The organism is Albidovulum sp., assembly GCF_041919395.1.
Lineage (GTDB): Bacteria > Pseudomonadota > Alphaproteobacteria > Rhodobacterales > Rhodobacteraceae > Albidovulum.
Window position 1 is genome coordinate 1 of the sequence record NZ_JAYRTX010000008.1, and the last position, 23174, is coordinate 23174.

Genomic DNA, 23174 nt, shown 5'->3' on the forward strand with positions numbered 1-23174 from the left:
CCTTCCTCGCGATCCAGTGCCTCGAAAGCGCGCTCCCCTTCGGCGGCCGGATTCGCGTCAGCGCGGATGGCGGTCGCTGGCAGATCGGGGCGGAGGCGCCGCGGCTGAAGGTCGATCCGCCGCTCTGGGAGCGGCTCAGGGGTGCCGGAACGGCCGAGGTCACGGCCGCTCAGGTGCAGTTCGCGCTTCTGCCCATGGAGCTTGCACGGCAGCGCCGCAGCCTCGCGCTCCGGCTCGACGACACCGCCATCGCCCTGCATTACTGAGGGTCAGGCGCGGATAGTGCCGTCGCCGGTCACGAGATACTTGAAGCTCGTCAGCTGCTCGGCGCCCACCGGTCCGCGCGCGTGCAGCTTGCCGGTGGCGATGCCGATCTCGGCCCCCATGCCGAACTCGCCGCCGTCGGCGAACTGGGTCGATGCGTTGCGCATCAGGATCGCCGAATCGAGCCGCTGGAAGAAGCGTTCCGCCGTCGCGTCGTTCTCGGTGAGGATCGCCTCGGTGTGGTTCGACCCGTGGCGGCGGATGTGGGCGATGGCGGCATCGACATCATCGACGACCCTGGCCGCGATGATCATGTCGAGGAACTCGCGCCCGAAATCGCTCTCCGCGGCGGCCTTGGTCCCGACCAGTCCCTCGGCCCGCACCTCCACCCCCGCGGCCATGAGGTCGTCGACGAGCCGTTGTCCGAGCCCCGCCGCGATCTCGCGGTGGACAAGCAGGCATTCGGCCGCGCCACAGATGCCGGCGCGTCGGGTCTTGGCGTTCAGGACCACGCGCCGCGCCTTTTCGGGGTCCGCATCCTTGTCGACATAGACGTGACAGATGCCCTCGAGATGGGCGAAGACCGGCACCCGCGCCTCTGCCTGCACGAGGCCCACGAGGCCCTTGCCACCGCGCGGCACGATCACGTCGATATGCTCCACGGCGGCCAGCATCGCGCTGACGGCGGCACGGTCCCGGGTCGGCACCAGCTGGATGGCGGCCTCGGGCAGCCCGGCCGACTTCAGTCCGGCAACGAGGCAGGCGTGGATGGCGCGGGAGGAGTGGAAGCTTTCCGAGCCGCCGCGCAGGATCACCGCATTGCCGGACTTCAGGCACAGCGCCCCGGCGTCGGCCGTCACGTTCGGCCGGCTCTCGTAGATGACGCCGACGACGCCGAGGGGTGTGCGCACCCGCTCGATATGCAGCCCCGAGGGCATGTCCCAGGCGGCGATGACCTCGCCCACCGGGTCCTTCTGGGCGGCCACCGCCCTGAGCCCCGCCACGATGGCGCCGATACGCGCCTCGTCGAGAAGCAGCCGGTCCATCATTGCTGCCGACAGCCCCTTTTCGCGGCCATGGGCGAGGTCCTCGGCATTGGCCGCCATGACCTCCTCCCGCGCCGCACAGAGCGCGTCGGCGGCCGCCAGAAGGGCCGCCCGCTTGGCCTCGGCAGGTGCGAAGGCGAGCTCTGCCGCAGCCGCGCGCGCCGCCCGGCCGAGCCGGGCCATCATCGCAGGAACGTCACCCATTTCCTTCGTTTCCAAGACTTTCATCGTGGCGCAGCACCCCCTGCCAGAAGCATCCGCAGCGCGGGCCTAGCGCGCCATGTCATCGCGGTGCACCATCGGTCCGCGTCCCGCATAGCCCAGAACGCCCTCGATGTCACCCGACCGCCGGCCGGCTATGGCCCGAGCCTCGACGGCGGTGTAGCGCACCAGGCCCCTGGCCAGTGCCTCGCCGCCAGGGCCGAGGATGACCACCGGATCGCCGCGCCCGAACGCGCCCGAGACAGCCGTCACGCCTGCAGGCAGCAGCGACTTGCCCTGCGCCAGCGCGGTGACGGCGCCTGCATCGAGCCTGAGTTCCCCGCGCGGCTTCATCGCCGCGATCCAGCGCTTGCGGGCCACTTGCGGCGTACCCTCGGCGAGAAACCAGGTCGCGGCCGCCCCCACCGCGAGCGCCGCAAGCGGCCGCAGGACGGACCCTTCCATGATGACCATGGCGCAGCCTCCGGCGACCGCCGTCTTCGCCGCCATCAGCTTCGTCTTCATGCCGCCCTTCGAGAGACCGGAAACGGGATCGCCCGCCATTGCCTCGATCGCAGGCGTTATCCTGTCAATGACATCAAAGCGTTGCGCCGCGGGGTTCAGCTTCGGATTGTCCGAGTAGAACCCGTCCACGTCGCTCAGGAGCACGAGCTGGTCCGCCCCCACCGTGACCGCGATCTGCGCCGCAAGCCGGTCGTTGTCACCGAAGCGGATCTCGTCGGTCGCAACGGTGTCGTTCTCGTTGACGATCGGCACGACGCCGAGACCGAGGAGGGTCTCCATCGTCGCGCGGCTGTTGAGGTAACGGCGGCGGTCCTCGGTGTCCTCGAGCGTGACCAGCACCTGCCCGGCGGTCAGCCGGTGCGGCGCCAGCACCTCTTCGTAGGCGCGGGCGAGCCGGATCTGGCCCACGGCGGCGGCCGCCTGGCTCTGGTCGAGCGTGAGGGCGCCGGCGGGCAGACCCAGGACACGCCGGCCGAGCGCGATGGAACCGGAGGACACCAGGATCACGTCGGCGCCCCGGGCCTTGGCCTGCGCCACATCGGCGGCGAGCCCCTCGAGCCAGCCGCGCCGGAGACCGCCCGCCGGATCGACAAGGAGCGCGGAGCCGATCTTGACGACAAGCCGCCGCGCGGCCGCGATGTCCGGCGTCAGGGTCGCCATTCCCGCTCCTCGGGCGCGGCTTCGCGCCGGCCCTCGGCGATGATCGAGAGCAGCGCGCGCAGCACTTCCTGCACGCCTGCGCCGGAAACGCCGGAGATGAGGTGAACGGGGCCGCCGGCCACCTTTTCGAGACTGCGGCGCCGGTTCGCGAGGGTCTTCGCGTCGAGTGCGTCGACCTTGTTCAGCGCCGTGATCCGCGGCTTGGCCACGAGGTCCTCGGAATAGGCTTCGAGTTCCTGCAGGATCGTCCGGTAGTCCCTTGCGATCGTTGAGGAAGTTCCGTCAACGAGATGCAGGAGGACGGCGCAGCGTTCGACATGGCCCAGGAAGAGGTCGCCAAGGCCCCGCCCCTCCGACGCGCCCTCGATGAGGCCGGGGATGTCGGCCATGACGAATTCCTTGCCGTCGATCCCGACGACGCCGAGGTTCGGCACCAGCGTGGTGAAGGGATAGTCCGCGATCTTCGGCCGCGCATTCGAGACGGCGGCAAGCAAGGTGCTCTTCCCGGCATTCGGCAGCCCCACGAGCCCCGCATCGGCGATCAGCTTGAGCCTGAGCCAGATCGTGCGCTCCACCCCCGGCTGGCCGGGATTGGCGCGCGACGGAGCCCGGTTGGTCGAGGACTTGAAGCGCAGGTTGCCCCAGCCGCCGTTGCCGCCCTGCGCCAGAAGCACGCGCTGGCCGGACTCGGTGAGGTCGGCGATCAGCGTCTCCTCGTCCTCGTCGATGATCTCGGTGCCGACGGGCACCTTCAGCACGATGTCCTCGCCCGACTTGCCGGTCCGCTGGCTGCCCATGCCGGGCTGGCCGTTCTTGGCGAAGAAATGCTGCTGGTAGCGGAAGTCGATGAGCGTGTTCAGCCCCTCCACCGCCTCGGCCCAGACCGAGCCGCCATTGCCGCCGTCGCCGCCGTCCGGCCCGCCGAACTCGATGAACTTCTCCCGCCGGAAGCTTGAACAGCCCGCGCCGCCGCCGCCGGAACGGATATAGACCTTGGCGAGATCGAGAAACTTCATGGGCGGGCTTTCCTGCGGTCTGTCAGGCGATAGAGCCTGGCGCCGGATTCCGCAAGACCGGGGCGATTCTGCCCGCCGGGTGCCCGCGATGCGCGCCGAACGTGCAAATGCGGCGGCGAAGGGTCGCGCCGCGCCTTGGCGTCGAAACAAATCCCCGCGCCGGCCTCAATCTTGCCACAACCTGAAGTATAAATCGGTGTTGTTAACGTGCTGGAAAGAAATGCCCTCCAGTCTGGGCAGCGTCACCGGGCAGCCGACCGCCCTCAACCCATCCGAACCGGTCGGGGAGCCGGGCACTCACGGAGAACCTGAGATGAGCCTTTACGACATCGCCGGCGCCTACCAGAGCCAGTCGATCCAGCGCCCGTCCAGCCGCGGCTTGATCGCGTCGCTCTTCGCCGCCCTCCGCGGCTCGCACGATGCCGTCCCTTCCGTGATGGTCGAGGATCCGAACGAGGCGAAGCATCGCCGGCGCGAGCAGGGCTATCTCATGGACATCGGCATCTGAACCGACAGGCACCGGCGCAAGGCCGGTGCGACGCACCCGGTCCGCGGGCATCTCGGCCTCCGGACATGCAGGCTGGCGGCCCTTCGGGGCCGCTTTCGCTTTCCGGGGCCCGCGCGGTCCCTCCGCCTTTTCAATCGTCGTGCGGCGGACTACATCACGGGCGATGAGCGCAAGACTTCACATCGTCGGCGGCGGAATGGCCGGATCGGAGGCCGCCTGGCAGGCGGCCGCGATGGGTGTTCCCGTCACCCTTCACGAAATGCGGCCCCGTGTCGGCACCTTCGCCCACCGCACCGGCGACTTCGCCGAGATGGTCTGTTCCAACTCCTTCCGCTCGGACGACCACGAAAAGAACGCCGTGGGACTGCTCCACTGGGAGATGCGGGAGGCGGGCGGGCTCGTCATCGGAATGGCCGACCGCCACCGCCTGCCCGCGGGCGGGGCACTCGCCGTCGACCGTGACCCCTTCGCGGCGGCTGTAACGGCGGCACTGCGCGCTCATCCCCTGATCGAGGTCGCGGAGGGCGAGGTCACCGCACTTCCTGGCGACGGGCAGTGGATCATCGCCACCGGCCCCCTCACCTCCGGCGCGCTCGCCGCGGCGATCCGGGCCGAGACCGGCGCCGACAACCTCGCCTTTTTCGACGCCATCGCCCCCATCGTCCATGCCGGGACGGTCGACATGTCGGTTGCCTGGGCGCAGTCGCGCTATGACAAGGGCGAGACCGAGGCGGAGCGGCGCGCCTATCTCAACTGCCCGATGACCAAAGCGGAGTACGAGGCCTTCGTCGACGCGCTCCTCGCCGCCGACAAGACCGAGTTCCGCGAGGGCGAGACCGCCGGCTACTTCGACGGCTGCCTGCCGATCGAGGTCATGGCGAGCCGCGGCCGCGACACGCTGCGCTTCGGGCCGATGAAGCCCGTGGGACTGACCAACGCCCACCGGCCGGAGGTCAAGCCCTACGCCGTCGTCCAGCTCAGGCGCGACAACGCGATGGGTACGCTCTACAACATCGTCGGTTTCCAGACCAAGATGAAGTATGGCGCGCAGGTCGATGTTTTCAGGATGATTCCCGGCCTTCAGAACGCCGGTTTCGCGCGCCTTGGCGGCATCCACCGCAACACCTTCATCAACGCGCCGGCTCTGCTCGACGACCGGCTGCGGCTGAGATCGCGGCCCGGCATCCGCTTTGCCGGTCAGATCACCGGGGTCGAGGGCTATGTCGAAAGCGCCGCGATGGGGCTCCTCGCGGGCCGGATGGCGGCGGCCCAGATCCTCGGCCGAGACCTCGCGCCGCCGCCGCCCGAGACCGCCATGGGCGCGCTCGTCCACCACATCACCGGCGGCGCCGAGGTAAGGACCTTCCAGCCGATGAACGTCAACTTCGGCCTCTTCCCGCCGATCGACGCGAAGGGCGGCCGCAAGGGTCGGAAGGATCGCTACCGCGCCTATACCGACCGGGCAAAAACCGTTTTTGTGGAATGGCTTGCCGGGCAGGGTTGATGCGCACGCGCTTCGCACCCTCGCCGACCGGTCCGCTGCACCTCGGCCACGCCTTTTCCGCGATCCTCGCCCATGACATGGCGCGCGCGGCGGGCGGAGAATTCCTTCTCAGGATGGAGAACACCGATCTCGAGCGATCGCGACCTGAATGGGAGGCCCTGATCCTGGCAGACCTCGCCTGGCTCGGCCTCGACTGGGACGGCCCCGTGCACCGGCAGTCGGACCATCTCGCCGCGTACAATGCCCGGCTCGACTCCCTCGGCCCCCGTGGATTGATCTACCCCTGCTCCTGCAGCCGCGGCGACATCCGCGCCGTCCTCTCGGCCCCGCAGGAGGGCGTGGCCCATTCCCTCTATCCCGGCACGTGCCGCGGGCGGGAGATGGCGGGCCGCCAACCCGGCGATGCGCTGCGGCTCGACCTCGACCGCGCGCTCGCCGCGCTCGATCCCGAAACGCTCGTCTTCATCGAGACCGGCCCGGCCCACGCCGGCGTCCACCGGGTCGATCCCGAGGCCGCGCGCCGCACCTTCGGCGACGTGGTTCTCGGCCGGAAAGGGGACGGGATCGTCGCCTATTTCCTCGCCTCGGCCTTCGATGACGCCGACCAGGGCATCACGCATGTGATCCGCGGCGAGGATCTCTTCGCATTCACCCCGATCCAGGTGATTCTCCAGCGCCTTCTCGGCCTGCCGACCCCCGTCTACCACCACCACCGGCTGATCCGGGACGAGACTGGCAAGCGGCTCGCCAAGCGCGACGACGCGCGCGCGATCCGCAAGTACCGGGACGAGGGCGTTACGCCGGCCGAGATCCGCCGCCTGATCGGGCTCGCCTGACGCCGAATTCATTGTGGTCCAAATACTCCCGCCGGAGGCTCTCGCCGCCGCCGCTACGCCTCGGGGCGCAGGATCTCCACCTCGGCGCCGTCACGCACGGCGGTGTAGAAGCAGGACCGCCGGTTGGTGTGGCAGGCCGGCCCTTCCTGCTCGACCAGCACCAGGAGGCAGTCGCGGTCGCAGTCCACCCGCATCTCCGTCAGCCGCTGCACATGGCCCGAGGTCTCGCCCTTGACCCAGAAGGCCTGCCGCGACCGCGACCAGTAGGTGACGCGCCCGGTCCCAAGCGTCCGCGCCACCGCCCCGGCGTTCATCCAGGCCAGCATCAGGACCTCGCCCGAGGCATGATCCTGTGCGATCACCGGGATGAGGCCACGGGCATCGTAGACCAGTGTCGAAGGGTCGAAGGGCATCCGTCCGGCTTCCTTTCGCGCGGCTTTGCGCCTATCTAGACTCCAGACGCCGGCGGGGAAAGCCCCGGGGGGAGTGCCGATGAGCGACAGCGACCTCATTCACCTCTATTCCAAGCGCATCCTCGCGCTCGCAGCCGACATACCGCATCTTCGTCGGCTGGAGCATCCGACAGCGACGGTGCGCAAGCGCTCGCCGCTCTGCGGGTCCACCGTCACGGTCGATGTCGCGGTGACGGACGGCCGCATCGTCGAGTTCGGCCAGGACGTGAAGGCCTGCGCGCTCGGCCAGGCCTCGGCGGCGATCGCGGGGGCGCAGATGATCGGCCGGACGCGCGCCGAGGTCGAGCGCGCGCGCGACGAGCTTCGCGCCATGCTCAAGGAAGGCGGGCCCGTGCCGACGGCGCCCTTCGCCGGTTACGAGGTGCTGGAGCCCGCGCGCGACTACAAGAACCGGCACGCCTCGATCCTCCTTGTTCTCGAAGCGACGGCCGAGGCCATGGCCGCGGCCGAAGCGGCCGCCTGACACCCTTCCGGACAAGAAAAAACGCCGCCTTCCGGAGAAGGCGGCGAGGCAGGCGATTGCCGGGGGACCGGACGCGTGGCTCTGGCAGAGCCGGGGACTGGGGACAGGCGCGAAACCGGACGGCGAACCGCGAGGCAGAAGCGGACAGGTCAGAGAAACGACGGCAGGTGCAGTGCCACGAAAAGCATCGCGACGAGGGAGAGAACCCCGGCCGCATCCTGAACAAGCGTGCCGCGCGCGCGGATGAGGGCGGATTTCACTTCCCGTGCCATGAGCAACCTCCACAGATGTTATCTCTTTGTTCTCATGTTCGAAACGATTCGTAAAGAACTTTCAGAGAACATCCGCGAACGAAAACGGCTCATCCGATGGAAATGAGCCGGATCGCCCGATCCTGTTCCATCAGCCACAGCAGCACGCGCGCCGCCGCTCCGCGCGGCGTTGCAAGCCCGGGATCGTCGGCGAGAAGTTTGCGCGCGTCCCGTTGTGCCACCGCCATCAGTGCCGCCTGCCGCTCCAGATCGGCGATGCGGAACCTCGGCAGGCCAGACTGCGCGGTACCGATCAGGTCGCCCGCGCCGCGCATGGAGAGATCCTCCTCCGCGATGCGGAAGCCGTCGTCGGTTTCGCGCAGGATCTGCAGGCGCCGCTCGGCAGTCTCGCCCAGCGGCGGCTGGTACATCAGGAGGCAGGTCGATTCCGCCGCCCCGCGCCCCACCCGTCCGCGCAACTGGTGAAGCTGCGCGAGCCCGAATATCTCCGCCCGTTCGATCACCATGATCGAGGCGTCGGGGACGTTGACGCCGACCTCGATCACCGTCGTCGCCACCAGCACCTTGGTCCGCCCCGCAACGAAATCCGCCATCGCCGCGTCCTTCTCGGCCGGCGCCATCTGGCCGTGGACGAGGCCCACGACACCCTCGCCGAGCGCGGCCCTCAGCGCCCGGAACCGCTCTGCCGCCGCGGTCAGGTCCACCGCTTCCGATTCCTCGACAAGCGGACAGACCCAGTAGGCCTGCCGCCCCTCGGCGACGGCCTGCCGGAGGTGGCCCACCACCTCGTCATAGCGCCCGGCCGAGACGAGCGCGGTCCTGACCGGTTTCCGCCCCGGCGGCTTCTCGTCCAGCACCGAGACGTCCATGTCGCCATACTGGGCGAGGCTCAGGGATCGCGGGATCGGCGTCGCCGTCATCACCAGCATGTCGGCCGTCACGCCCTTGGCGGCCAGTTCCATCCGCTGCGCCACGCCGAACCGGTGCTGCTCGTCAACGATGGCAAGGCGGAGGTCGTGGAACTCCACGTCCTTCTGGAAGAGCGCGTGGGTGCCGACGAGCACCTGGATCGCGCCGCGGGCCAGCGCCGCGAGCTTGTCGGCCCGCTCGGCGCCCTTGTCGCGCCCCGTCAGGATGTCGAGGACGACGCCGGCCGCCTCGGCCAGGGGCCGAAGGCTGTCGAGGTGCTGGCGGGCGAGGATTTCCGTCGGCGCCATCATCGCCCCCTGCCCGCCCGCCTCGACCGCGACGAGAAGCGCCAGGAACGCCACCAGCGTCTTGCCCGCGCCGACGTCGCCCTGAAGGAGCCGGGTCATCCGGGTCTGCGAGGCCATGTCGGCAGCGATCTCGGCCAGCGCGCGGGTCTGCGCGCCGGTCATCCGGTAGGGCAGCGCCGCCAGCACCTTCGCCTGCAGCAGCCCGGTCCCGATGCTGGCCCGCCCCTTGCCGCGCCGGAGCGAGGCACGGGCGAGCGCCAGCGTCAGCTGATGCGCGAAAAGCTCGTCATAGGCGAGCCGCTGGCGCGCCGGCGCCTCGGCGGCGATGTCGCCGAGGTGAGCGGGCGCGTGGGCAGCCCTCAGCGCGTCGGCCCACCCCGGCCAGCCTTCGCGCGCCAGGAGGCCGGCGTCGATCCACTCCGCCAGCGCGGGCGCGCGACCGAGCGCCGCCGCGGCCGCCTTCTGCACGGTCTTCTGCCCGAGCCCGGCGGTCAGCGGATAGACCGGCTCGAACTCCGGCAGGTCGGCAGCCTCCTCGGGGCGGAGGATGTGGTCGGGATGGGCCATCTGCGCCAACCCGTCGAAAAGCTCGAGCCTGCCCGAGACGATCCGCCGCTGGCCGGTCGGGAGCTGACGCTGCAGCCAGTCGCCCTTCACGCTGAAGAAGACGAGTTGCCATTCCGTCTCGGCATCCCGGACGAAGACCCGCGCCGGCCCGCCCTTGCGGCGGGGCGGAACATGTGCGCCCACCGTGACCTCCACCGTCACCGTGCCGGGCAGCGCCGCGCCCCGGATCGTCGGACGGAGCCGGCGGTCGATCACCGCGTAGGGAAGTGTGAACACGAGGTCGCGCGGCCGCTCAACGCCCATCTGCGCGAAGAGCTTCGCCGTCTTCGGCCCGACGCCCTCCAGCGTCTCCAGCTCCGCAAAAAGCGGAAAGAGGATCGCCGGCCGGCTCATGCGCCGATGAGCCTCAGCCAGGCGTCCTCGTCTATCGTCTCGATGCCGAGGCGCTCGGCCTCCTTCGCCTTCGTGCCCGCGCCGGGGCCTGCGACGACGAGGTCGGTCTTCGCCGAGACCGAGCCCGCCACCTTCGCCCCGAGCGCCTCGGCCCGCGCCTTGGCCTCGGCCCGTGTCATCTTCTCGAGCGTCCCGGTGAAGACGAGCGTCTTGCCGGCGACGGGGCTGCCGGTCGTCACCGGCTGTGCGGCCGGCTCCACGTCGAGCATCGCCGCGAGCCGGTCGATGGAGGCGCGTTCGGCCGCCTGGTGGAAGGTGTTCACGACAGAGGCCGCGAGTACCCGGCCGACGCCGTCGATGGCCAGGAGCGCCTCCCACTCCGGCCCCTCGCCGACCGTCGCGGCGGTCATCGCCCGCTCGAACGCCTCCCAGGTGCCGTAGTGCCGGGCGAGAAGGTTCGCGGCACTTTCGCCGACATGACGGATCCCGAGCGCGAAGATCAGCCGATTGAGCGGGATTCTGCGTTTTTCCTCGATGGCCTGGAAGAGATTGCTCACCGACCTTTCGCCGAAGCCCTCGCGGTTCTTCAGCTTGGCGAGGTTCGCCGCATCCCGCGCGGACAGGGTGAAGATGTCGGCCGGTTCGCGGACGGGAAGCTGGTCGTCCTCGAAGAACATCTCGATCTGCCTTGGCCCCAGCCCCTCGATGTCGAAGGCGGCGCGCGAGACGAAGTGCTTCAGCTTCTCGACCGCCTGCGCCGGGCAGACGAGCCCGCCGGTGCAGCGACGCACGGCGTCGCCCTCCTCGCGCACGGCATCCGAGCCGCATTCGGGACATGTCGTCGGGAAGACGTAGGGCACCGCGTCCGCCGGCCGCCGCGACAGGTCCACGTCGGCCACCTTGGGGATGACGTCGCCCGCGCGGTAGACCTGCACCCAGTCGCCGGCGCGGATATCCTTGCCGCCGCGGATCGCCTCGCCCGAGGCGGAGCGGCCGGCGATGTAGTCCTCGTTGTGCAGCGTCGCGTTGGAAACGACGACGCCCCCCACGGTGACGGGCAGGAGGCGGGCGACGGGGGAAAGCGCGCCGGTGCGGCCGACCTGGATGTCGATCGCCTCCAGTCTTGTCCAGGCGAGCTCGGCCGGGAACTTGTGGGCGATGGCCCAGCGCGGCGTGGTGGAACGGTAGCCGAGCCGGTGCTGGAGAACGATGTCGTTCACCTTGTAGACCACGCCGTCGATGTCGTAGCCGAGCGTTGCACGCCGCGCCTCGATCTCGGCCCAGGCGGCGAGCAGCTCCTCCGGCCCGTCGCAGAGCCGCGTCAGCGGGTTGGTGGAAAACCCCAGCGCGGCGAGCCGCGCGATCGCGCCCATCTGGGTGTCGGCGAGCGGTTCGGAATGGGCGCCCCAGGCATAGGCGAAGAACCTGAGCGGCCGCGATGCGGTCACGCCCGCGTCAAGCTGGCGCAGCGACCCCGCCGCAGCGTTGCGGGGGTTCGCGAAGGTCTTTTCCCCCGCCTCGGCCGCGCGGGCGTTCAGGGCCGCGAAATCGTCGTGGCTCATGTAGACCTCGCCACGCACCTCGAGCACCTCGGGCGCCTCGGCGAGCCTCTCGGGGATGTCACGGACGGTGCGGGCGTTCGCCGTGACGTTTTCCCCCGTCTCGCCGTCGCCGCGCGTGGCCGCCTGCACGAGGCGCCCCCGCTCGTAGCGGAGCGACAGCGACAGACCGTCGATCTTGGGCTCGGCGGTGTAAAGAAGCGGCGCCCCGGCCGAGAGGTTCAGGTAGCGGCGGATGCGGTCGTCGAACTCGCCGATCTCGGATGGCTCGAAGGCGTTCTCGAGGCTGAGCATCCGCACGCCATGGCGCACCTTCGCGAAGGTCTCCGATGGCTCCGCCCCCACCGTCTGCGTCGGGCTTTCCGCGTGCCTGAGCACCGGAAAGCGCGCCTCGATCGCCATGAGCCGGCGTTTCAGCGCGTCGTAGTCGGCGTCCGAGATTTCGGGCTCATCGAGCGTATGGTAGGCGCGGTTCGCGCGCGCCATGGCGGCGGCGATCAGCCCCCACTCCCGCGCCGCTTCCTCCGCGGTGAGCGCATCGACCGTGCGACGCTCCAGCGCGGGCAAGGGATTGATGGCGGCAGGCCCGGCCTCCGACCCGCCTGCACGATCGCCGTCCTGCGCCCCGCCGTCGCCCGCCGTGTCGCCCGCCGCGCCGCCCTTGCCCCCGCCGGTCGTTCGTTTCGCCGCAGACATGGACGGACCTCCCCGATGCTGACCCGAAAGTGTTAGGGCGCGCATCGGTTGAGGTCCAGTCTCACCGTGGCCGGCTCAAGCGCCGGGCGGCGCCGCGCCCGGGCGGCGGTGGCGGCACCCCGCGACTGGCAGGTTCTCAGGCGCCGACGGCGATCTTGCGCGGCGCATCGGCCGAGGGCTCGCGCAGCACGTATCCGCGGCCCCAGACCGTCTCGATGTAGTTGTCACCGCCGGTCGCCTCGGAGAGCTTCTTTCTGAGCTTGCAGATGAAGACGTCGATGATCTTCAGTTCCGGCTCGTCCATGCCGCCGTAGAGATGGTTGAGGAACATCTCCTTGGTGAGGGTCGTGCCCTTCCTGAGGCTCAGAAGCTCCAGCATCTGGTACTCCTTGCCGGTCAGGTGCACCGGCGTGCCTTCCGCCTCCACCGTCTTGGCGTCGAGGTTGACGCTGATCTTGCCGGTGCGGATCACCGATTGCGAATGGCCCTTGGACCGGCGGATGATCGCATGGATGCGGGCGACGAGTTCCTCGCGGTGGAAGGGCTTCGTCATGTAGTCGTCGGCACCGAAGCCGAAGCTGCGGATCTTGTTTTCCGTATCGTCGGCGCCGGTGAGGATCAGGATCGGCGTATCGACCTTGGCGAGGCGAAGCTGGCGCAGCACGTCCTGCCCGTTCATGTCGGGCAGGTTGAGATCCAGAAGGATCAGGTCGTAATCGTAGAGCTTGGCGAGGTCGATCCCCTCCTCCCCGAGGTCGGTGCAGTAGACGTTCAGGTTGGCATGGGTGAGCATCAGCTCGATGCTGCGGGACGTGGTCGGGTCGTCCTCCACCAGCAGGATTCTCATCAGGCGTACTCCACGTTAATCCCTCGATCATCCCCACTCTGGCGCAGATTGGTTAACCACAAGTTACCGCTGTGATGCCGCCGCAAAGCTCAACTCATGGTTGACGGTATTTCTGGATCGCCGTGACTTTCAAGCCTTTTTCACCGTGCCGCGCCACCGCGTCGCGCCAAAGCCCGAACTCCTCCTCCGAGAGTTGGTACCGCTCCAGCGCCTCCTTGAGCGGCAAGAGCCCGTAGGCCACCGCCTTCACCACCCGCGCCTTGCGGCTGGCGACCCAGCGCCGGGTCTCGGCGGGCGGCAGGTCGGCGCGCGTCATGACGGTTCCGTCGGGCAAGGTAATCGCCCGCGGACCATCGATCTTTTTCAAGAACATGGTTCACCCCTTCGTCTTCTCCCGCCGGGAAGGCTGCATCGGCAGGTTTAAGGAGGGGTGAAACCCTGCCTTGTGACTGCGGAGGATTTTCATATATTCGTTCCGTTTCCCGGACCCGATGCGATGCTTGACGAAACCCGACTGAACTCCCTCGGCCTGCCGAAACCGCCGGCAGAAACCCGCGTCGTGGTGGCGATGTCGGGCGGCGTGGATTCGTCCGTCGTGGCCGCCATGCTGAAGGACGAGGGCTACGATGTCGTCGGCGTCACCCTGCAGCTTTACGACCACGGCGCGGCGCTGGCGAAAAAGGGCGCCTGCTGCGCCGGACAGGACATCCACGACGCCCGCCGCGTGGCCGAGGCGATGGGGTTCCCGCACTACGTCCTCGATTACGAGAACATGTTCCGCGAGGCCGTGATCGAGGAATTCGCCGACGCCTATCTGGCGGGCGCGACACCGGTCCCCTGCATCCGCTGCAACGAGAGGGTGAAGTTCAAGGACCTCCTGGCTACCGCGAAGGACCTCGACGCCGACTGCATGGCGACCGGGCACTACATCCGCCGCCTCGTCGGCCCGGCGGGGCCGGAACTGCATGCCGCCGCCGATCCGAACCGCGACCAGTCCTATTTCCTGTTCTCGACCACGCCGGAGCAGCTTACTTTCCTGCGCTTTCCGCTCGGCCATCTCGCCTCCAAGGCCGAAACCCGCGCGCTCGCGGCGAAATACGGCCTTTCCGTCGCCGACAAGCCCGACAGCCAGGACATCTGCTTCGTGCCGAATGGCGACTATGCGGCGGTGATCGAGAAGCTGCGCCCCGGCGCGGCCGATCCGGGCGAGATCGTGGACATGGCGGGCAATGTGCTCGGCGCGCACGGGGGCGTGATCCACTACACCATCGGCCAGCGCCGCGGGCTCGGCATCGGCGGGCTCGGCGGTCCGCTCTACGTCGTGAAGCTCGACCCCGAAACGCGCCGCGTCGTCGTCGGGCCGAAGGAGGCACTCGCCACCCGCACCGTCCCCCTGCGGGAGATCAACTGGCTGGGCGATGCGCCCTTCGACAGCCGGCCGGAATGGCATGTCTCGGTCCGCATCCGCTCCACCCGCCCGCCGCGGCCCGCCATCATCCGGCCGCTCTCCGCGACCACGGCCACGGTGGAGCTTCTTGACCCGGAAGCCGGCGTAAGCCCCGGGCAGGCTTGCGTGTTCTATGAGACCGGCGGTTCGCGCATCCTCGGCGGCGGCTGGATCTGGCGCGGCCACTGACTGCGGCCGCGACGCTTTGCCGGATTGCCGGCGGCACCTTCGCCGCCGACAAGGGCGCGGCCCCCGAAGGAGGTCCGCCATGCCCGCCATGCCCGCCAGGCCCCCGAACTCCCCGCCGCCCTGGGTGCTCGCCGCGCTCTACTTCCTTGCCGCGACCCTGCCCATCGCGCTCGCGCTGATGACGGTGGGGCGTGGCGCGGGGGCCTTCACGCGCGCCGGGATCGCCGCGGGCATCGCCGCCTTCGTCATGCTGCTTGCCCAGATGGTGACAAGCGGCCGGTTCGAGCGGCTCTCGGGCCGGCTCGGCATCGACGTGACGATGGGGTTCCACAAGTGGGCGGGTCCGGTGGCGCTGGCGTTTGCGCTGGCCCACCCCTTCCTTCTCGTCGGCCCGCCCGACCCCGACCGGCCGAACCGGCAGGCACGCCACCTCGCGGCCGTGCTCGAAGCGCCGGGGCTGGCCGATGCGCGCCTCGCGCTTCTCCTCCTCGCACTGCTGGTGGCGCTGGCGCTTCTGCGCGATCGGTTGCCGTTCCGGTATGAGGTCTGGCGGGCGAGCCACGGGCTCGCCGCGCTCGCCCTCGTGGCGGCGCTGCTCTGGCACGCCCTCAGCGACGGGAGGGCCGCCGGGAGCTGGGGGGCCGTCTTCTGGCCGGCCGCGGTCGCCCTCGCCACGGTGCCCGCGCTATGGGTCTACCTGCGCCGGCTCGCCGGGGCCGGAACCGGCTGGGTCGTGGAGGAGAACCGCCCCGTCGCCGAACGGCTCTGGCAGGTGACGCTGCGCCCGGCGGGGGCACGCCCGTTTGCCTTCCGCGCCGGCCAGTTCGCCTGGCTCGCCTTCGGGCGCTGCCGTGTGCCGCTCTGCGACCATCCCTTTTCCATCGCCTCGGCACCCGGTTCCGGCGACAGGCTGCGCTTCCTGGTCCAGGAGGCGGGGGATTTCACCGGCCGGATCGGCGCGATCCCTCCCGGCACATCCGTCGCGGTCGACGCCCCCCATGGGAGCTTCTCCCTCGACCGGGCCGACGCCGGCGGGCCGGTGCTGCTCGTCGCGGGCGGTGTCGGCATCGCACCGATTCTCGCGATCCTCGGCGCGCTGGCGGAGCGCGGCGAGAACCGCCCCGTGCGGCTCCTCTACGCCTGCCGCGACCCCGCCTTCATGGTGCCGGAGGCACTGTGGCGGGTGGATCTGGAGCGTCTTGGCGGGCGCGCGATCCTTCTCACCGACAGTGCCCCCGACGGACCGGGCGTCGAGCAGGGACCGATGACGCTGGATCATGTGCGCGCCGCGATGGCGGGGCTCGACCCGGCGCGGACGACCGCCTTTCTCTGCGGCCCCGGCGGCATGATGGCGCGCGCGGCCGACTGCCTCGAAGGTTGCGGCCTGCCCCCCCGGGCGATCCATTTCGAGCGCTTCCGCTACGATGCGCAGGGGCTGTCGCGCAAGGACTGGCGGCGCATGGGTGCCTGGGTCGCCCTCTTCGGCTCGGTTGCCGGGGCGATCACGCTCTTCGCCCTGGCATAGCGGGCAGAGGTTCGGGCGCGCAGTCCGCGCAAGGTCACCCTCCCGCCCCCCCCGGTGGGAAAGGGACGGGTGTGCAGAGGCCGTTCCCCGGGCGCCTCAGCGCGGGGCGGCCAGATAGGCGACGATGTCGGCCCGGCGCACCGGGTCGGGTGCGCGGTGGCGGGCGAGAAAGGCGTCGAGCGCGGCGGCCGGGTCGGCCGCCGCAGCGACAGTGGTCCGAAGCGCCGCCTCGTCGCGGTGGCAGCGCGCGCAATCGCGCGCATAGGCCACCGCGCCCGCAGCCGCGTCACCTGCCCGGGCGGGTGCGACGAGGACGCCCGCGATCAGGGCGGCGCAGACGAGGGCCATGGAACGATCACGGGGCATCGTCGCTTCACTCCTCCTTGCCGAGGCTCCGGAGCACCGAGCGCGCCGCGCGCAGGCCCGGCGCCTCGCCTCCGGCGCCGAGCCGCTCCATCGTCAGCGCCATCGCGTCGAGCTGGGCCGCGCGCGCATCCTCGTCGTCGATGAGCCGGACGAGCGCACGGGCGATCGGTTCGGGACGGCAGGCGGGGCCGAGGAATTCCGGCACGATGCGGCTTTCCGAGACGATGTTGACGAGCGTCACGGTGTCGATCAGGGCCGTGCGCTTCATCATCCACCAGGTGAGCCGGTTGAAGTCATGCGCGATGACCATGGGCACCCGGTTCGCGGCAAGCTCCAGACTGACCGTGCCCGAGGCCGCGAGCGCAAGATCGGCCGCGGCGAAGGCTGCGCGGCGGTCGCACTCCGCCTCCAGCACCTCGGGCACGACCGGCCAGCGGCCGGTGATCCCGCGCACGAGCCCGGCCACGCCGCGCACCGTCGGCACGACAACCCGCACTCCGGGCTCGCGGTCGCGGAACTCGGCGATCGCCTGCTCGAAGCGCGGGGCGAGGCGCGTCACCTCGCTCCGGCGCGACCCCGGCAGGCAGAGGAGGAGCGTGTCGTCCGGCCCGAGGCCGAGCCGATCGCGGAACGCGGATGCCTCGGCAGGCGTGGCGCGGGGCTGGGCCACGACCGGATGGCCGACGAAGTCGCAGGTCATGCCGGCGGCTTCCATGTAGGGCGGCTCGAACGGAAAGAGCGCAAGCACATGGTCGATGACCTCGGCCATCTTCGCCGCCCGCCCGGGCCGCCAGGCCCAGACGGTGGGGGCGACGTAGTGGATGGTCCCGAGGCCCGGTGCGACAGCACGGGCGGCGCGGGCGACGCGCAGGCAGAAATCGGGGCTGTCGATGGTGACGAGCGCATCGGGAGCGATCCGCACCGCCGCTGCCGCCGTCTCGGCGATCCGGCGCTTCAGATGGCGGTACTTCGGCAGTACCTCGACGAGGCCCATGACCGAAAGTTCCTCCATCGGGAAAAGGCTCGTCAGCCCCTCGGCCGTCATCAACGGCCCGCCGACGCCGTGGAACTCAACCCCCGGGGAGAGTAGCTTCAGCCCGGCCATCAGCGCCGCACCGAGGGCGTCGCCAGAGGCTTCGCCCGCGATGAGGAACAGCCTCATGGTTCCCGCGCCCAGAGAAAGAGGCCCGCGGCCGCGGCGGCCGCAACGACCGCCGCGCGGTCGAGCACGATCACGCCGCCCGCCTCCCAGGCGATGCCGCCGAGCCCGGCCGAGACCGCCCTCTCGACGGTCCGGAGCCCGAGTACGGGCAGATCGATGCGGCGGTCCTGACCGGGTTTCGGCGCCTTGAAGAGGACCCCTCGCGCGCCCTTCGGATCGGGGCGGAGCCGCGCCGCATGGGCCGCCACGAAGTCGAGCATCGCGTCGGTCCCGGGCAGCGTCTCCACCGCGAGGCAGAGGCCCTGCGCCACGACGGCGCCCTGCCCGATGTCGAGCCGGCCGATCTCGCCCACGATGGCGGCGGCCCGGGTGGCGTCGGCACGGTCGGCGTCGCTCGCGGTCCCGGTCAGGAACCCCGGCCCCGGCACCAACGCCGGGGCGAGCGCATCGGCGCCCACCACCTCGAACTCCCAGTCCTCGAAGATCGCGATGACCTCGCGCAGGAGCGCGTCGTCACCCGACCGGAAGGCCGCGGCCAGCCGCGGCACCAGCGTCGCGCTCCGCGCGTCGATCAGTTCGGGATCCAGCGCCGGGCGCCGGAGCCCGCCGGCGAAGGCGACACGGGCAACGCCGCGGTCGGCGAGCGCGTCGAGGAAGGGTACGAGCCGCTCCACCCGGAAGCGGATCGGGTCGGCATCCGGGATGGCGGAGGCGAAGCCCTCAAGCTCTGCCACGAGGAAGTCGGTAGCGCTCTCGCGCAGCGCGGCGGCCAGCGCCACCGGCAGTCCACCCTGCCCGGCGATGAGCGCCGTCCGCGTCATCGCGGCGTCAGGAACGAACGGTCGGAGGGACCGAGGATGAAGTCCAGCACCTCGCGCACCAGCGCGCTCTCTGGTCCCGCTTCGGACTGCACGCGGGCGCTCTCGCGGAACGAGCCGCGCGAAAGCGCGTCGATCAGGTCGCGCAGCGCCGCGATCTCGCCCCGCGCCGCGCCTCGCCGCTTCAGCCCGACGAGGTTCAGCCCGTCGAGCGTGCCGCGCGGCCCCTGGACGAGCCCGTGGGGGATCACGTCCGCCGTCACCATCGTGACCGCACCGATCATCGCGCCCCGGCCGATACGGACGAACTGGTGGACACCCGAAAGCCCGCCGACGATCACCTCGTCCTCGAGGATGCAGTGCCCGGCAAGGGCGGCGTTGTTCACGAGGATCACGCGGTTGCCGATCTGGCAGTCATGCGCGACATGCGAGCCGGCCATCAGCAGGCAGTCGTCGCCCACCCGCGTCACCCCGCCGCCGCCTTCTGTGCCGAGGTTGATGGTCACGTGTTCGCGGATGCGGTTTCGCGCGCCGATCACCAGCGCGCTCCTCTCGCCCCTGAACTTCAGGTCCTGCGGCACCTCGCCCACCGTGGCGAAGGGAAAGATCACCGTGCCCTCGCCCACCGCGGTGTCGCCGGTGACGACGGCATGGCTCTTGACCTCGACGCCCGGCCCGAGAGTGACCCCGGATCCGATCAGGCAGAAGGGGCCGATCCGGCAGCCCTCGCCCACCGCCGCCCCCGGCTCCACATGCGCGGACGGGTGGACCTCTGCGCTTGCAGCGATGGCCATCTCAGTCCCTGAGATCCATCATCGCGGCGATCTCGGCCTCGCAGCACATCTGTTCGCCGACCATGGCGCGGCCGTCGAACTTCCAGATCTTGCCGCCGCCGCGCTTCACGGTCATGTGCAGTTCCAGCCGGTCGCCCGGCACCACCATGCGGCGGAAGCGGCAGGCGTCGATGGAGAGGAAATAGGTCAGGAGGTCGCGCCCCACCACATCCATCGAGATGCCGACGAGCACCGCCGCAGCCTGCGCCATCGCCTCGACCACGAGCACGCCGGGCATGATCGGCTTGGCCGGGAAATGCCCGGTGAAGTGCGGCTCGTTGATGGTGACGTTCTTGATCCCGACGCAGCCCTTGTTCGGCACGATATCGACGACCTTGTCGATGAGAAGGAACGGGTAGCGGTGCGGAATGATCCGCTGGATCAGATCGAGATCGGCCTCGGTGATCGCCTCGGCAGCCATGCGCTCTCCTTCCCCCGGCTTGGGTCCTTGCCGCGTCTGCGTAACAAGTCGGCCAAGCCCTGACAAGAACCGAGGTCGTGCCCGGGTCCTTCAGTTGCCGGAACCCGGCAGGTCCGGGGCAGGCAGCGCCCGGGCTCCCGGCGCCGGTGCGGTCTCGCCGCCCTCCGCCTCCTCGGGCACCGCGACGTCGGCCCCCGGCCCCAGTTCCGCATCGATCCGGGCGATCATCTCGTCGGTCGCGTCGATGGCGTCGGCGGCAAGGAAGATCGCGCGGTTGTCGAGGACGGCGATCGCCCCGTGTCCCCGGAGCACCTCGGCCATGACCGGCAGGGCGGCCTGGAAGAACGCCTGCCGCTCGGCGTCGTGGATCCGCGCGATCGCGCGCGCCTTTCGGTCCTGGCTGTTCCGGAACTCGGTCACGCGGGCGTCGAAGCTGTCTGCGAGGCGGCGGAAGTCCTCGGGCGGAAGCGTCGGCCGCTTTTCGGTCAGGGCCTTTTCCTCGGCCGTAAGTTCCGCTTCGATCCGCCGGTTCTCCGCTGCGAGATCGGCCGAGGCGGCCTCGATCCTTGCCGCGACGCGCTTGCCCCAGAGGGTTCCGCCGAAGAGCTGGTCCTGGTCGATGGTCAGGATGGGCGTCTGAACGAGCCCGCCCTGCGCCGGTTCCGTCTCCTGCGCGAAGGCGGGAAATGCCACGCCGGCGGCGAAGGCCAGCGCCAGCACAAGCCTTTGCGGCGCACGCATCAGAACCGCGTCGAGACGGTCAGGTCGAAGTTCTGCTCGAGGTCGTAGGTTTCCTTGTTGATCGCCTTCGAGAAGTTGAACCGCAAGGGACCGAGCGCCGTGTTCCAGAAGATCGAGACGCCGACGGAGGAACGCAGGTTGAAGCTGTCGTCGATCGTGCCGCCGAGCGTGTTGTCGAGCCCCCAGACCGATCCGACATCGGCGAAGAGACCGCCGGTGATCCCGTATTCCTCGGGCAGGCCGAGCGGGAATTCCGCCTCGAGCCGCGCGACGGCAAAGTAGTTGCCGCCGACCGCATCCCGGTTGGCGACGGTAAGGTCGCGCGGGCCGATGCCGTTCGGCTCGAAGCCGCGGATCTTGCCGTTGCCGGTGAAGCGGTCGACCAGACGGCTGTCGCCGCCCGAGGTGACGAGGACGCCGCCCTCGATCTCGGCCCGGAGCGTCACCTCCTCGCGGAAGGCCTTGCGCTGGTAGGAGGCGAGCGCCGTGGAGTTGATCGAGGTGATGTCGCCGCCGACGCCTGCAAAGTCCTGACCGAACTTGAAGTAGACCGAACTGTTCGGATCACGGCCGCCGAGCCGCGTGTCGTAGCTGTAGGTGTAGCCGAGCGCCGAGGTGATCTCCGCCCCCCGCGCCGCTTCGTTCTTCAGAAGCTGCGAGGAATTCGTGTCTACCGCGTAAATCTCGTCCTGCGAGACCTTGTAGCGCAACTCGATGGCGCTGAACTCGCCCATCGGGAACTCGATGGACGGCGAGGCACCGATGCGCTTGGTCGAATAGTCGGAGTTCGAGTTCTCGCTGGTCGTGTAGTAGGCGCTGAACCGGAATTTCAGATCCCGGTCGAGGAAGGCCGGCTCGACGAAGGTGATCGAGCTGTTCTTGTCGTCGGTGCCGACCGCGATGTTCAGGCTGACGAACTGGCCGCGCCCGAGGAAGTTCGCCTCGCTGAGACCGACGTTGAAGCCGACGCCGTTGGCGACCGAATAGCTTGCCCCGAAGGTGAGCGAACCGGTCGGCTTTTCCTCCACGTTCACGTCGACGATCACCTGGTCCGCCGAGGTGCCCTGACGCGCGTTCACGTCCGCCGTCTCGAAGAAGCCGAGGGCGCGGATGCGCTCGGCCGCCTCGCGGATTTCGCGCGGATTGAAGGGATCGCCTTCGACCGACTTGAACTGCCGCCGCACGACGCGGTCGAGCGTTGTGGCGTTGCCCTCGATGTCGATCCGTTCCACGAAGACGCGCTGGCCCTTGGTCAGCGCGAAGACCACGTCCAGAGTCTGGCTTTCCGGATTGCGGGTGATGCGCGGCTCGATGTTGAGGAAGTTGACGCCCTGCTTCAGTGCGATCGCCTCCATCCGGCTGATCGTCGTGTCGATGGCGAGCGGCGAATAGAAGGCTCCCTCGCGGATGCGGATCGCCTCCTGGTAGGGCGCGACGTCGATGCCCTCGTACTCGCTGACGGCCGAGACTTTGGCGAACTTGTAGGCCAGGCCTTCGCGCACCGCGAAGGTCAGGAAGAAGCCGTCGCGTTCGCGCGAGAACTCGCGGCTGACGGAAAGCACCTGGAAGTCGATATAGCCGCGCGCCCGGTAGAAGTCGGTCAGCACCTGCTTGTCGAACTCGATCCGGTCGGGGATGAAGGTGTCGCGCTGGATGATGTTGCGCAGCAGACCGGCCTGCTTGGTGCCGAGCACCTGGCGCAGCCTGCGGTCGGAGTAGGCACGGTTGCCGGTGAAGCTGAGCCGCTCCACCTCCGTCACCCTGCCCTCGCGAATCTCGAAGGCGAGATCGACGCGGTTGTCGCCGCGGTCGATCACGCGCGGCTCGACCCGCGCCGCGAGACGATTCTGGGCGGCATAGGCCTCGGTGATCGCGGCGGCATCGGCCTCGGCCTGGGCGGCGGAATAGACGCGGCGCGACTGCGATTTCACGATCTTGGCGAGGTCCTCGTCCTTCAGCCGCTGGTTGCCCTCGAAGGTGACGACGTTGATCACCGGATTTTCCGTGACGCGGATCACCAGCGTCCCGCCCGAGGGTACGACATCGGCCGTGGCGAAGAGCCCGGAGGCGATGAGTCGCTGGACGGCGTCGTTCAGTTGCGCTTCAGAGACCGGCTGGCCCTGACCGATTCCGGCGATCTTGGCAATCGTCGCGGGTTCCACGAAGGTGTTGCCCTCGACCGAGATGCGCGAGAACGTGTAGCTCTGCGCCTCGGCCTGACTGAACAGAAGGCCGCAAACCACGGCCAGCATGACGAAAATCGCGGACCGGACGCGGCCCCCCGAACTGGCTCCGCCGATGGCTCTGCCACGTGTCCGCCCGAACATGCTCTGCCCCCGAAATTTCTTCGCAACTCACTTGGGAAAGTGACTACCGGGAATACGGCATGTTGTCAAAACGAACGGCGCGGCCCCTAGGGGTCGCGCCGTGCGGAAAGACCGGCCCGTGCCAGCGAGGTCAGTGCATCAACTGCTGCTCGGGCGCCTGCAGCCGCACAAGCTCGGTCCCGATGAGGGCGCCGCCGGCGAGGCCGAGAACGATTGCAAGCGGAATCAGGATGCGATCGACCCCGAGATCGAGCACCAGCGAGAAGCCGCGATAGCCGCTCTGAAGCATCTGCATGAA

Annotated in this window: 24 protein-coding genes; 7 read left to right on the forward strand and 17 right to left on the reverse strand. The window is 69.6% G+C overall.

What is annotated here, in order from left to right; translation table 11 throughout:
* Positions 1-266, forward strand: a 266-nt coding sequence (locus ACMUOO_RS02710; protein ID WP_413854851.1) for a histidine phosphotransferase family protein, incomplete at its 5' end; no start/stop codon positions are given.
* Between the two features lie 3 nt (positions 267-269).
* On the opposite strand, the gene ACMUOO_RS02715 is transcribed toward ACMUOO_RS02710, so the two are convergent.
* The 3 genes from ACMUOO_RS02715 to obgE all read right to left on the reverse strand — a co-directional run bounded on the left by ACMUOO_RS02715 (position 270) and on the right by obgE (position 3712).
* Positions 270-1514 (reverse strand): glutamate-5-semialdehyde dehydrogenase, encoded by a 1245-nt coding sequence (locus tag ACMUOO_RS02715; RefSeq protein ID WP_301919953.1) that lies wholly within the window; start codon positions 1512-1514, stop codon positions 270-272.
* Between the two features lie 66 nt (positions 1515-1580).
* Positions 1581-2696, reverse strand: a complete 1116-nt coding sequence (gene proB / locus ACMUOO_RS02720; RefSeq protein ID WP_301919952.1) for a glutamate 5-kinase — start codon at positions 2694-2696, stop codon at positions 1581-1583.
* A complete protein-coding gene (gene obgE / locus ACMUOO_RS02725; RefSeq protein ID WP_301919951.1) occupies positions 2684-3712 on the reverse strand; it encodes a GTPase ObgE in 1029 nt (342 codons plus the stop codon). Before obgE ends, proB begins: the two co-directional genes overlap by 13 nt.
* A 313-nt stretch (positions 3713-4025) precedes the next feature.
* On the opposite strand from obgE, the gene ACMUOO_RS02730 reads away from it, so the two are divergent.
* From ACMUOO_RS02730 to gluQRS, 3 genes are all read left to right on the forward strand, one after another.
* Complete coding sequence (locus ACMUOO_RS02730) at positions 4026-4220, forward strand: hypothetical protein (RefSeq protein ID WP_301919950.1); 195 nt, start codon at positions 4026-4028, stop codon at positions 4218-4220.
* A gap of 163 nt (positions 4221-4383) precedes the next feature.
* The gene (gene trmFO / locus ACMUOO_RS02735) at positions 4384-5724 is read left to right on the forward strand and encodes a methylenetetrahydrofolate--tRNA-(uracil(54)-C(5))-methyltransferase (FADH(2)-oxidizing) TrmFO (RefSeq protein ID WP_301919949.1); all 1341 of its coding nucleotides are present in this window, start codon (positions 4384-4386) and stop codon (positions 5722-5724) included.
* Entirely contained in the window at positions 5724-6560 is an 837-nt protein-coding gene (gluQRS, locus tag ACMUOO_RS02740; RefSeq protein ID WP_301919948.1) for a tRNA glutamyl-Q(34) synthetase GluQRS, read from the forward strand. Before trmFO ends, gluQRS begins: the two co-directional genes overlap by 1 nt.
* Before the next feature lie 53 nt (positions 6561-6613).
* Here the strand turns inward: gluQRS and hisI are convergent, their stop codons facing one another.
* The gene (gene hisI, locus ACMUOO_RS02745; RefSeq protein WP_301919947.1) at positions 6614-6973 is read right to left on the reverse strand and encodes a phosphoribosyl-AMP cyclohydrolase; all 360 of its coding nucleotides are present in this window, start codon (positions 6971-6973) and stop codon (positions 6614-6616) included.
* Between the two features lie 79 nt (positions 6974-7052).
* Here hisI and ACMUOO_RS02750 point away from each other — a divergent pair, with 79 nt between their 5' ends.
* Entirely contained in the window at positions 7053-7496 is a 444-nt protein-coding gene (locus ACMUOO_RS02750) for an iron-sulfur cluster assembly scaffold protein (RefSeq protein ID WP_301919946.1), read from the forward strand.
* 149 nt (positions 7497-7645) lie between these two features.
* Here the strand turns inward: ACMUOO_RS02750 and ACMUOO_RS02755 are convergent, their stop codons facing one another.
* The 5 genes from ACMUOO_RS02755 to ACMUOO_RS02775 form a co-directional block, all read right to left on the reverse strand.
* Entirely contained in the window at positions 7646-7768 is a 123-nt protein-coding gene (locus tag ACMUOO_RS02755) for a hypothetical protein (RefSeq protein WP_301919945.1), read from the reverse strand.
* Positions 7769-7857: 89 nt separating this feature from the next.
* Positions 7858-9945, reverse strand: coding sequence for an ATP-dependent DNA helicase RecG (gene recG / locus ACMUOO_RS02760; RefSeq protein WP_301919944.1), 2088 nt, complete (start codon positions 9943-9945; stop codon positions 7858-7860).
* Complete coding sequence (ligA, locus tag ACMUOO_RS02765) at positions 9942-11990, reverse strand: NAD-dependent DNA ligase LigA (protein WP_413854856.1); 2049 nt, start codon at positions 11988-11990, stop codon at positions 9942-9944. Before ligA ends, recG begins: the two co-directional genes overlap by 4 nt.
* 346 nt (positions 11991-12336) lie before the next feature.
* Positions 12337-13047: a response regulator transcription factor CtrA gene (ctrA, locus tag ACMUOO_RS02770; RefSeq protein ID WP_291338595.1), complete on the reverse strand. Its 711-nt coding sequence runs from the start codon at positions 13045-13047 to the stop codon at positions 12337-12339.
* A gap of 94 nt (positions 13048-13141) precedes the next feature.
* A complete protein-coding gene (locus ACMUOO_RS02775; RefSeq protein ID WP_301919942.1) occupies positions 13142-13420 on the reverse strand; it encodes a DUF1153 domain-containing protein in 279 nt (92 codons plus the stop codon).
* Between the two features lie 123 nt (positions 13421-13543).
* On the opposite strand from ACMUOO_RS02775, the gene mnmA reads away from it, so the two are divergent.
* Positions 13544-14683 carry a tRNA 2-thiouridine(34) synthase MnmA gene (gene mnmA / locus ACMUOO_RS02780; protein WP_301919941.1) on the forward strand — a complete coding sequence of 380 codons (1140 nt, stop codon included), beginning with the start codon at positions 13544-13546 and terminating at the stop codon, positions 14681-14683.
* A gap of 79 nt (positions 14684-14762) precedes the next feature.
* Positions 14763-16208: a ferric reductase-like transmembrane domain-containing protein gene (locus ACMUOO_RS02785; RefSeq protein ID WP_301919940.1), complete on the forward strand. Its 1446-nt coding sequence runs from the start codon at positions 14763-14765 to the stop codon at positions 16206-16208.
* 96 nt (positions 16209-16304) lie between these two features.
* On the opposite strand, the gene ACMUOO_RS02790 is transcribed toward ACMUOO_RS02785, so the two are convergent.
* The 8 genes from ACMUOO_RS02790 to ACMUOO_RS02825 all read right to left on the reverse strand — a co-directional run bounded on the left by ACMUOO_RS02790 (position 16305) and on the right by ACMUOO_RS02825 (position 23171).
* Positions 16305-16574 (reverse strand): hypothetical protein, encoded by a 270-nt coding sequence (locus ACMUOO_RS02790; RefSeq protein ID WP_301919939.1) that lies wholly within the window; start codon positions 16572-16574, stop codon positions 16305-16307.
* A 7-nt stretch (positions 16575-16581) separates the two neighbouring features.
* Positions 16582-17736, reverse strand: coding sequence for a lipid-A-disaccharide synthase (gene lpxB / locus ACMUOO_RS02795; RefSeq protein ID WP_301919938.1), 1155 nt, complete (start codon positions 17734-17736; stop codon positions 16582-16584).
* Complete coding sequence (locus ACMUOO_RS02800) at positions 17733-18557, reverse strand: LpxI family protein (RefSeq protein WP_413854852.1); 825 nt, start codon at positions 18555-18557, stop codon at positions 17733-17735. Before ACMUOO_RS02800 ends, lpxB begins: the two co-directional genes overlap by 4 nt.
* Positions 18554-19348, reverse strand: a complete 795-nt coding sequence (gene lpxA, locus ACMUOO_RS02805) for an acyl-ACP--UDP-N-acetylglucosamine O-acyltransferase (protein WP_301919936.1) — start codon at positions 19346-19348, stop codon at positions 18554-18556. Before lpxA ends, ACMUOO_RS02800 begins: the two co-directional genes overlap by 4 nt.
* Before the next feature lies 1 nt (position 19349).
* The gene (fabZ, locus tag ACMUOO_RS02810) at positions 19350-19808 is read right to left on the reverse strand and encodes a 3-hydroxyacyl-ACP dehydratase FabZ (protein WP_301919935.1); all 459 of its coding nucleotides are present in this window, start codon (positions 19806-19808) and stop codon (positions 19350-19352) included.
* Between the two features lie 90 nt (positions 19809-19898).
* On the reverse strand, positions 19899-20549 hold the full coding sequence (locus tag ACMUOO_RS02815; protein ID WP_301919934.1) for an OmpH family outer membrane protein: 651 nt from the start codon (positions 20547-20549) through the stop codon (positions 19899-19901).
* Positions 20549-22801 (reverse strand): outer membrane protein assembly factor BamA, encoded by a 2253-nt coding sequence (gene bamA / locus ACMUOO_RS02820; protein ID WP_301919933.1) that lies wholly within the window; start codon positions 22799-22801, stop codon positions 20549-20551. The genes ACMUOO_RS02815 and bamA overlap by 1 nt, the downstream gene beginning before the upstream one ends.
* A 205-nt stretch (positions 22802-23006) precedes the next feature.
* The gene (locus tag ACMUOO_RS02825; RefSeq protein ID WP_301919932.1) at positions 23007-23171 is read right to left on the reverse strand and encodes a hypothetical protein; all 165 of its coding nucleotides are present in this window, start codon (positions 23169-23171) and stop codon (positions 23007-23009) included.
* Between the last annotated feature and the right edge of the window lie 3 nt (positions 23172-23174).

Excerpts from the sequence above, each read along its gene's own strand:
- ligA (WP_413854856.1), bottom strand. The coding sequence starts at position 11,990 with ATGGCGCGCGCGAACCGCGCCTACCATACGCTCGATGAGCCCGAAATC.
- ACMUOO_RS02800 (WP_413854852.1), bottom strand. The coding sequence starts at position 18,557 with ATGACGCGGACGGCGCTCATCGCCGGGCAGGGTGGACTGCCGGTGGCG.
- fabZ (WP_301919935.1), bottom strand. The coding sequence starts at position 19,808 with ATGGCTGCCGAGGCGATCACCGAGGCCGATCTCGATCTGATCCAGCGG.
- trmFO (WP_301919949.1), top strand. The coding sequence starts at position 4,384 with ATGAGCGCAAGACTTCACATCGTCGGCGGCGGAATGGCCGGATCGGAG.
- ACMUOO_RS02790 (WP_301919939.1), bottom strand. The coding sequence starts at position 16,574 with ATGCCCCGTGATCGTTCCATGGCCCTCGTCTGCGCCGCCCTGATCGCG.
- ACMUOO_RS02715 (WP_301919953.1), bottom strand. The coding sequence starts at position 1,514 with ATGGGTGACGTTCCTGCGATGATGGCCCGGCTCGGCCGGGCGGCGCGC.
- gluQRS (WP_301919948.1), top strand. The coding sequence starts at position 5,724 with ATGCGCACGCGCTTCGCACCCTCGCCGACCGGTCCGCTGCACCTCGGC.
- ACMUOO_RS02785 (WP_301919940.1), top strand. The coding sequence starts at position 14,763 with ATGCCCGCCATGCCCGCCAGGCCCCCGAACTCCCCGCCGCCCTGGGTG.
- ACMUOO_RS02750 (WP_301919946.1), top strand. The coding sequence starts at position 7,053 with ATGAGCGACAGCGACCTCATTCACCTCTATTCCAAGCGCATCCTCGCG.
- lpxA (WP_301919936.1), bottom strand. The coding sequence starts at position 19,348 with ATGGCCATCGCTGCAAGCGCAGAGGTCCACCCGTCCGCGCATGTGGAG.
- ACMUOO_RS02755 (WP_301919945.1), bottom strand. The coding sequence starts at position 7,768 with ATGGCACGGGAAGTGAAATCCGCCCTCATCCGCGCGCGCGGCACGCTT.
- ACMUOO_RS02825 (WP_301919932.1), bottom strand. The coding sequence starts at position 23,171 with ATGCAGATGCTTCAGAGCGGCTATCGCGGCTTCTCGCTGGTGCTCGAT.
- ACMUOO_RS02815 (WP_301919934.1), bottom strand. The coding sequence starts at position 20,549 with ATGCGTGCGCCGCAAAGGCTTGTGCTGGCGCTGGCCTTCGCCGCCGGC.
- hisI (WP_301919947.1), bottom strand. The coding sequence starts at position 6,973 with ATGCCCTTCGACCCTTCGACACTGGTCTACGATGCCCGTGGCCTCATC.
- ACMUOO_RS02775 (WP_301919942.1), bottom strand. The coding sequence starts at position 13,420 with ATGTTCTTGAAAAAGATCGATGGTCCGCGGGCGATTACCTTGCCCGAC.
- recG (WP_301919944.1), bottom strand. The coding sequence starts at position 9,945 with ATGAGCCGGCCGGCGATCCTCTTTCCGCTTTTTGCGGAGCTGGAGACG.
- bamA (WP_301919933.1), bottom strand. The coding sequence starts at position 22,801 with ATGCTGGCCGTGGTTTGCGGCCTTCTGTTCAGTCAGGCCGAGGCGCAG.
- mnmA (WP_301919941.1), top strand. The coding sequence starts at position 13,544 with ATGCTTGACGAAACCCGACTGAACTCCCTCGGCCTGCCGAAACCGCCG.
- obgE (WP_301919951.1), bottom strand. The coding sequence starts at position 3,712 with ATGAAGTTTCTCGATCTCGCCAAGGTCTATATCCGTTCCGGCGGCGGC.
- ctrA (WP_291338595.1), bottom strand. The coding sequence starts at position 13,047 with ATGAGAATCCTGCTGGTGGAGGACGACCCGACCACGTCCCGCAGCATC.
- proB (WP_301919952.1), bottom strand. The coding sequence starts at position 2,696 with ATGGCGACCCTGACGCCGGACATCGCGGCCGCGCGGCGGCTTGTCGTC.
- lpxB (WP_301919938.1), bottom strand. The coding sequence starts at position 17,736 with ATGAGGCTGTTCCTCATCGCGGGCGAAGCCTCTGGCGACGCCCTCGGT.
- ACMUOO_RS02730 (WP_301919950.1), top strand. The coding sequence starts at position 4,026 with ATGAGCCTTTACGACATCGCCGGCGCCTACCAGAGCCAGTCGATCCAG.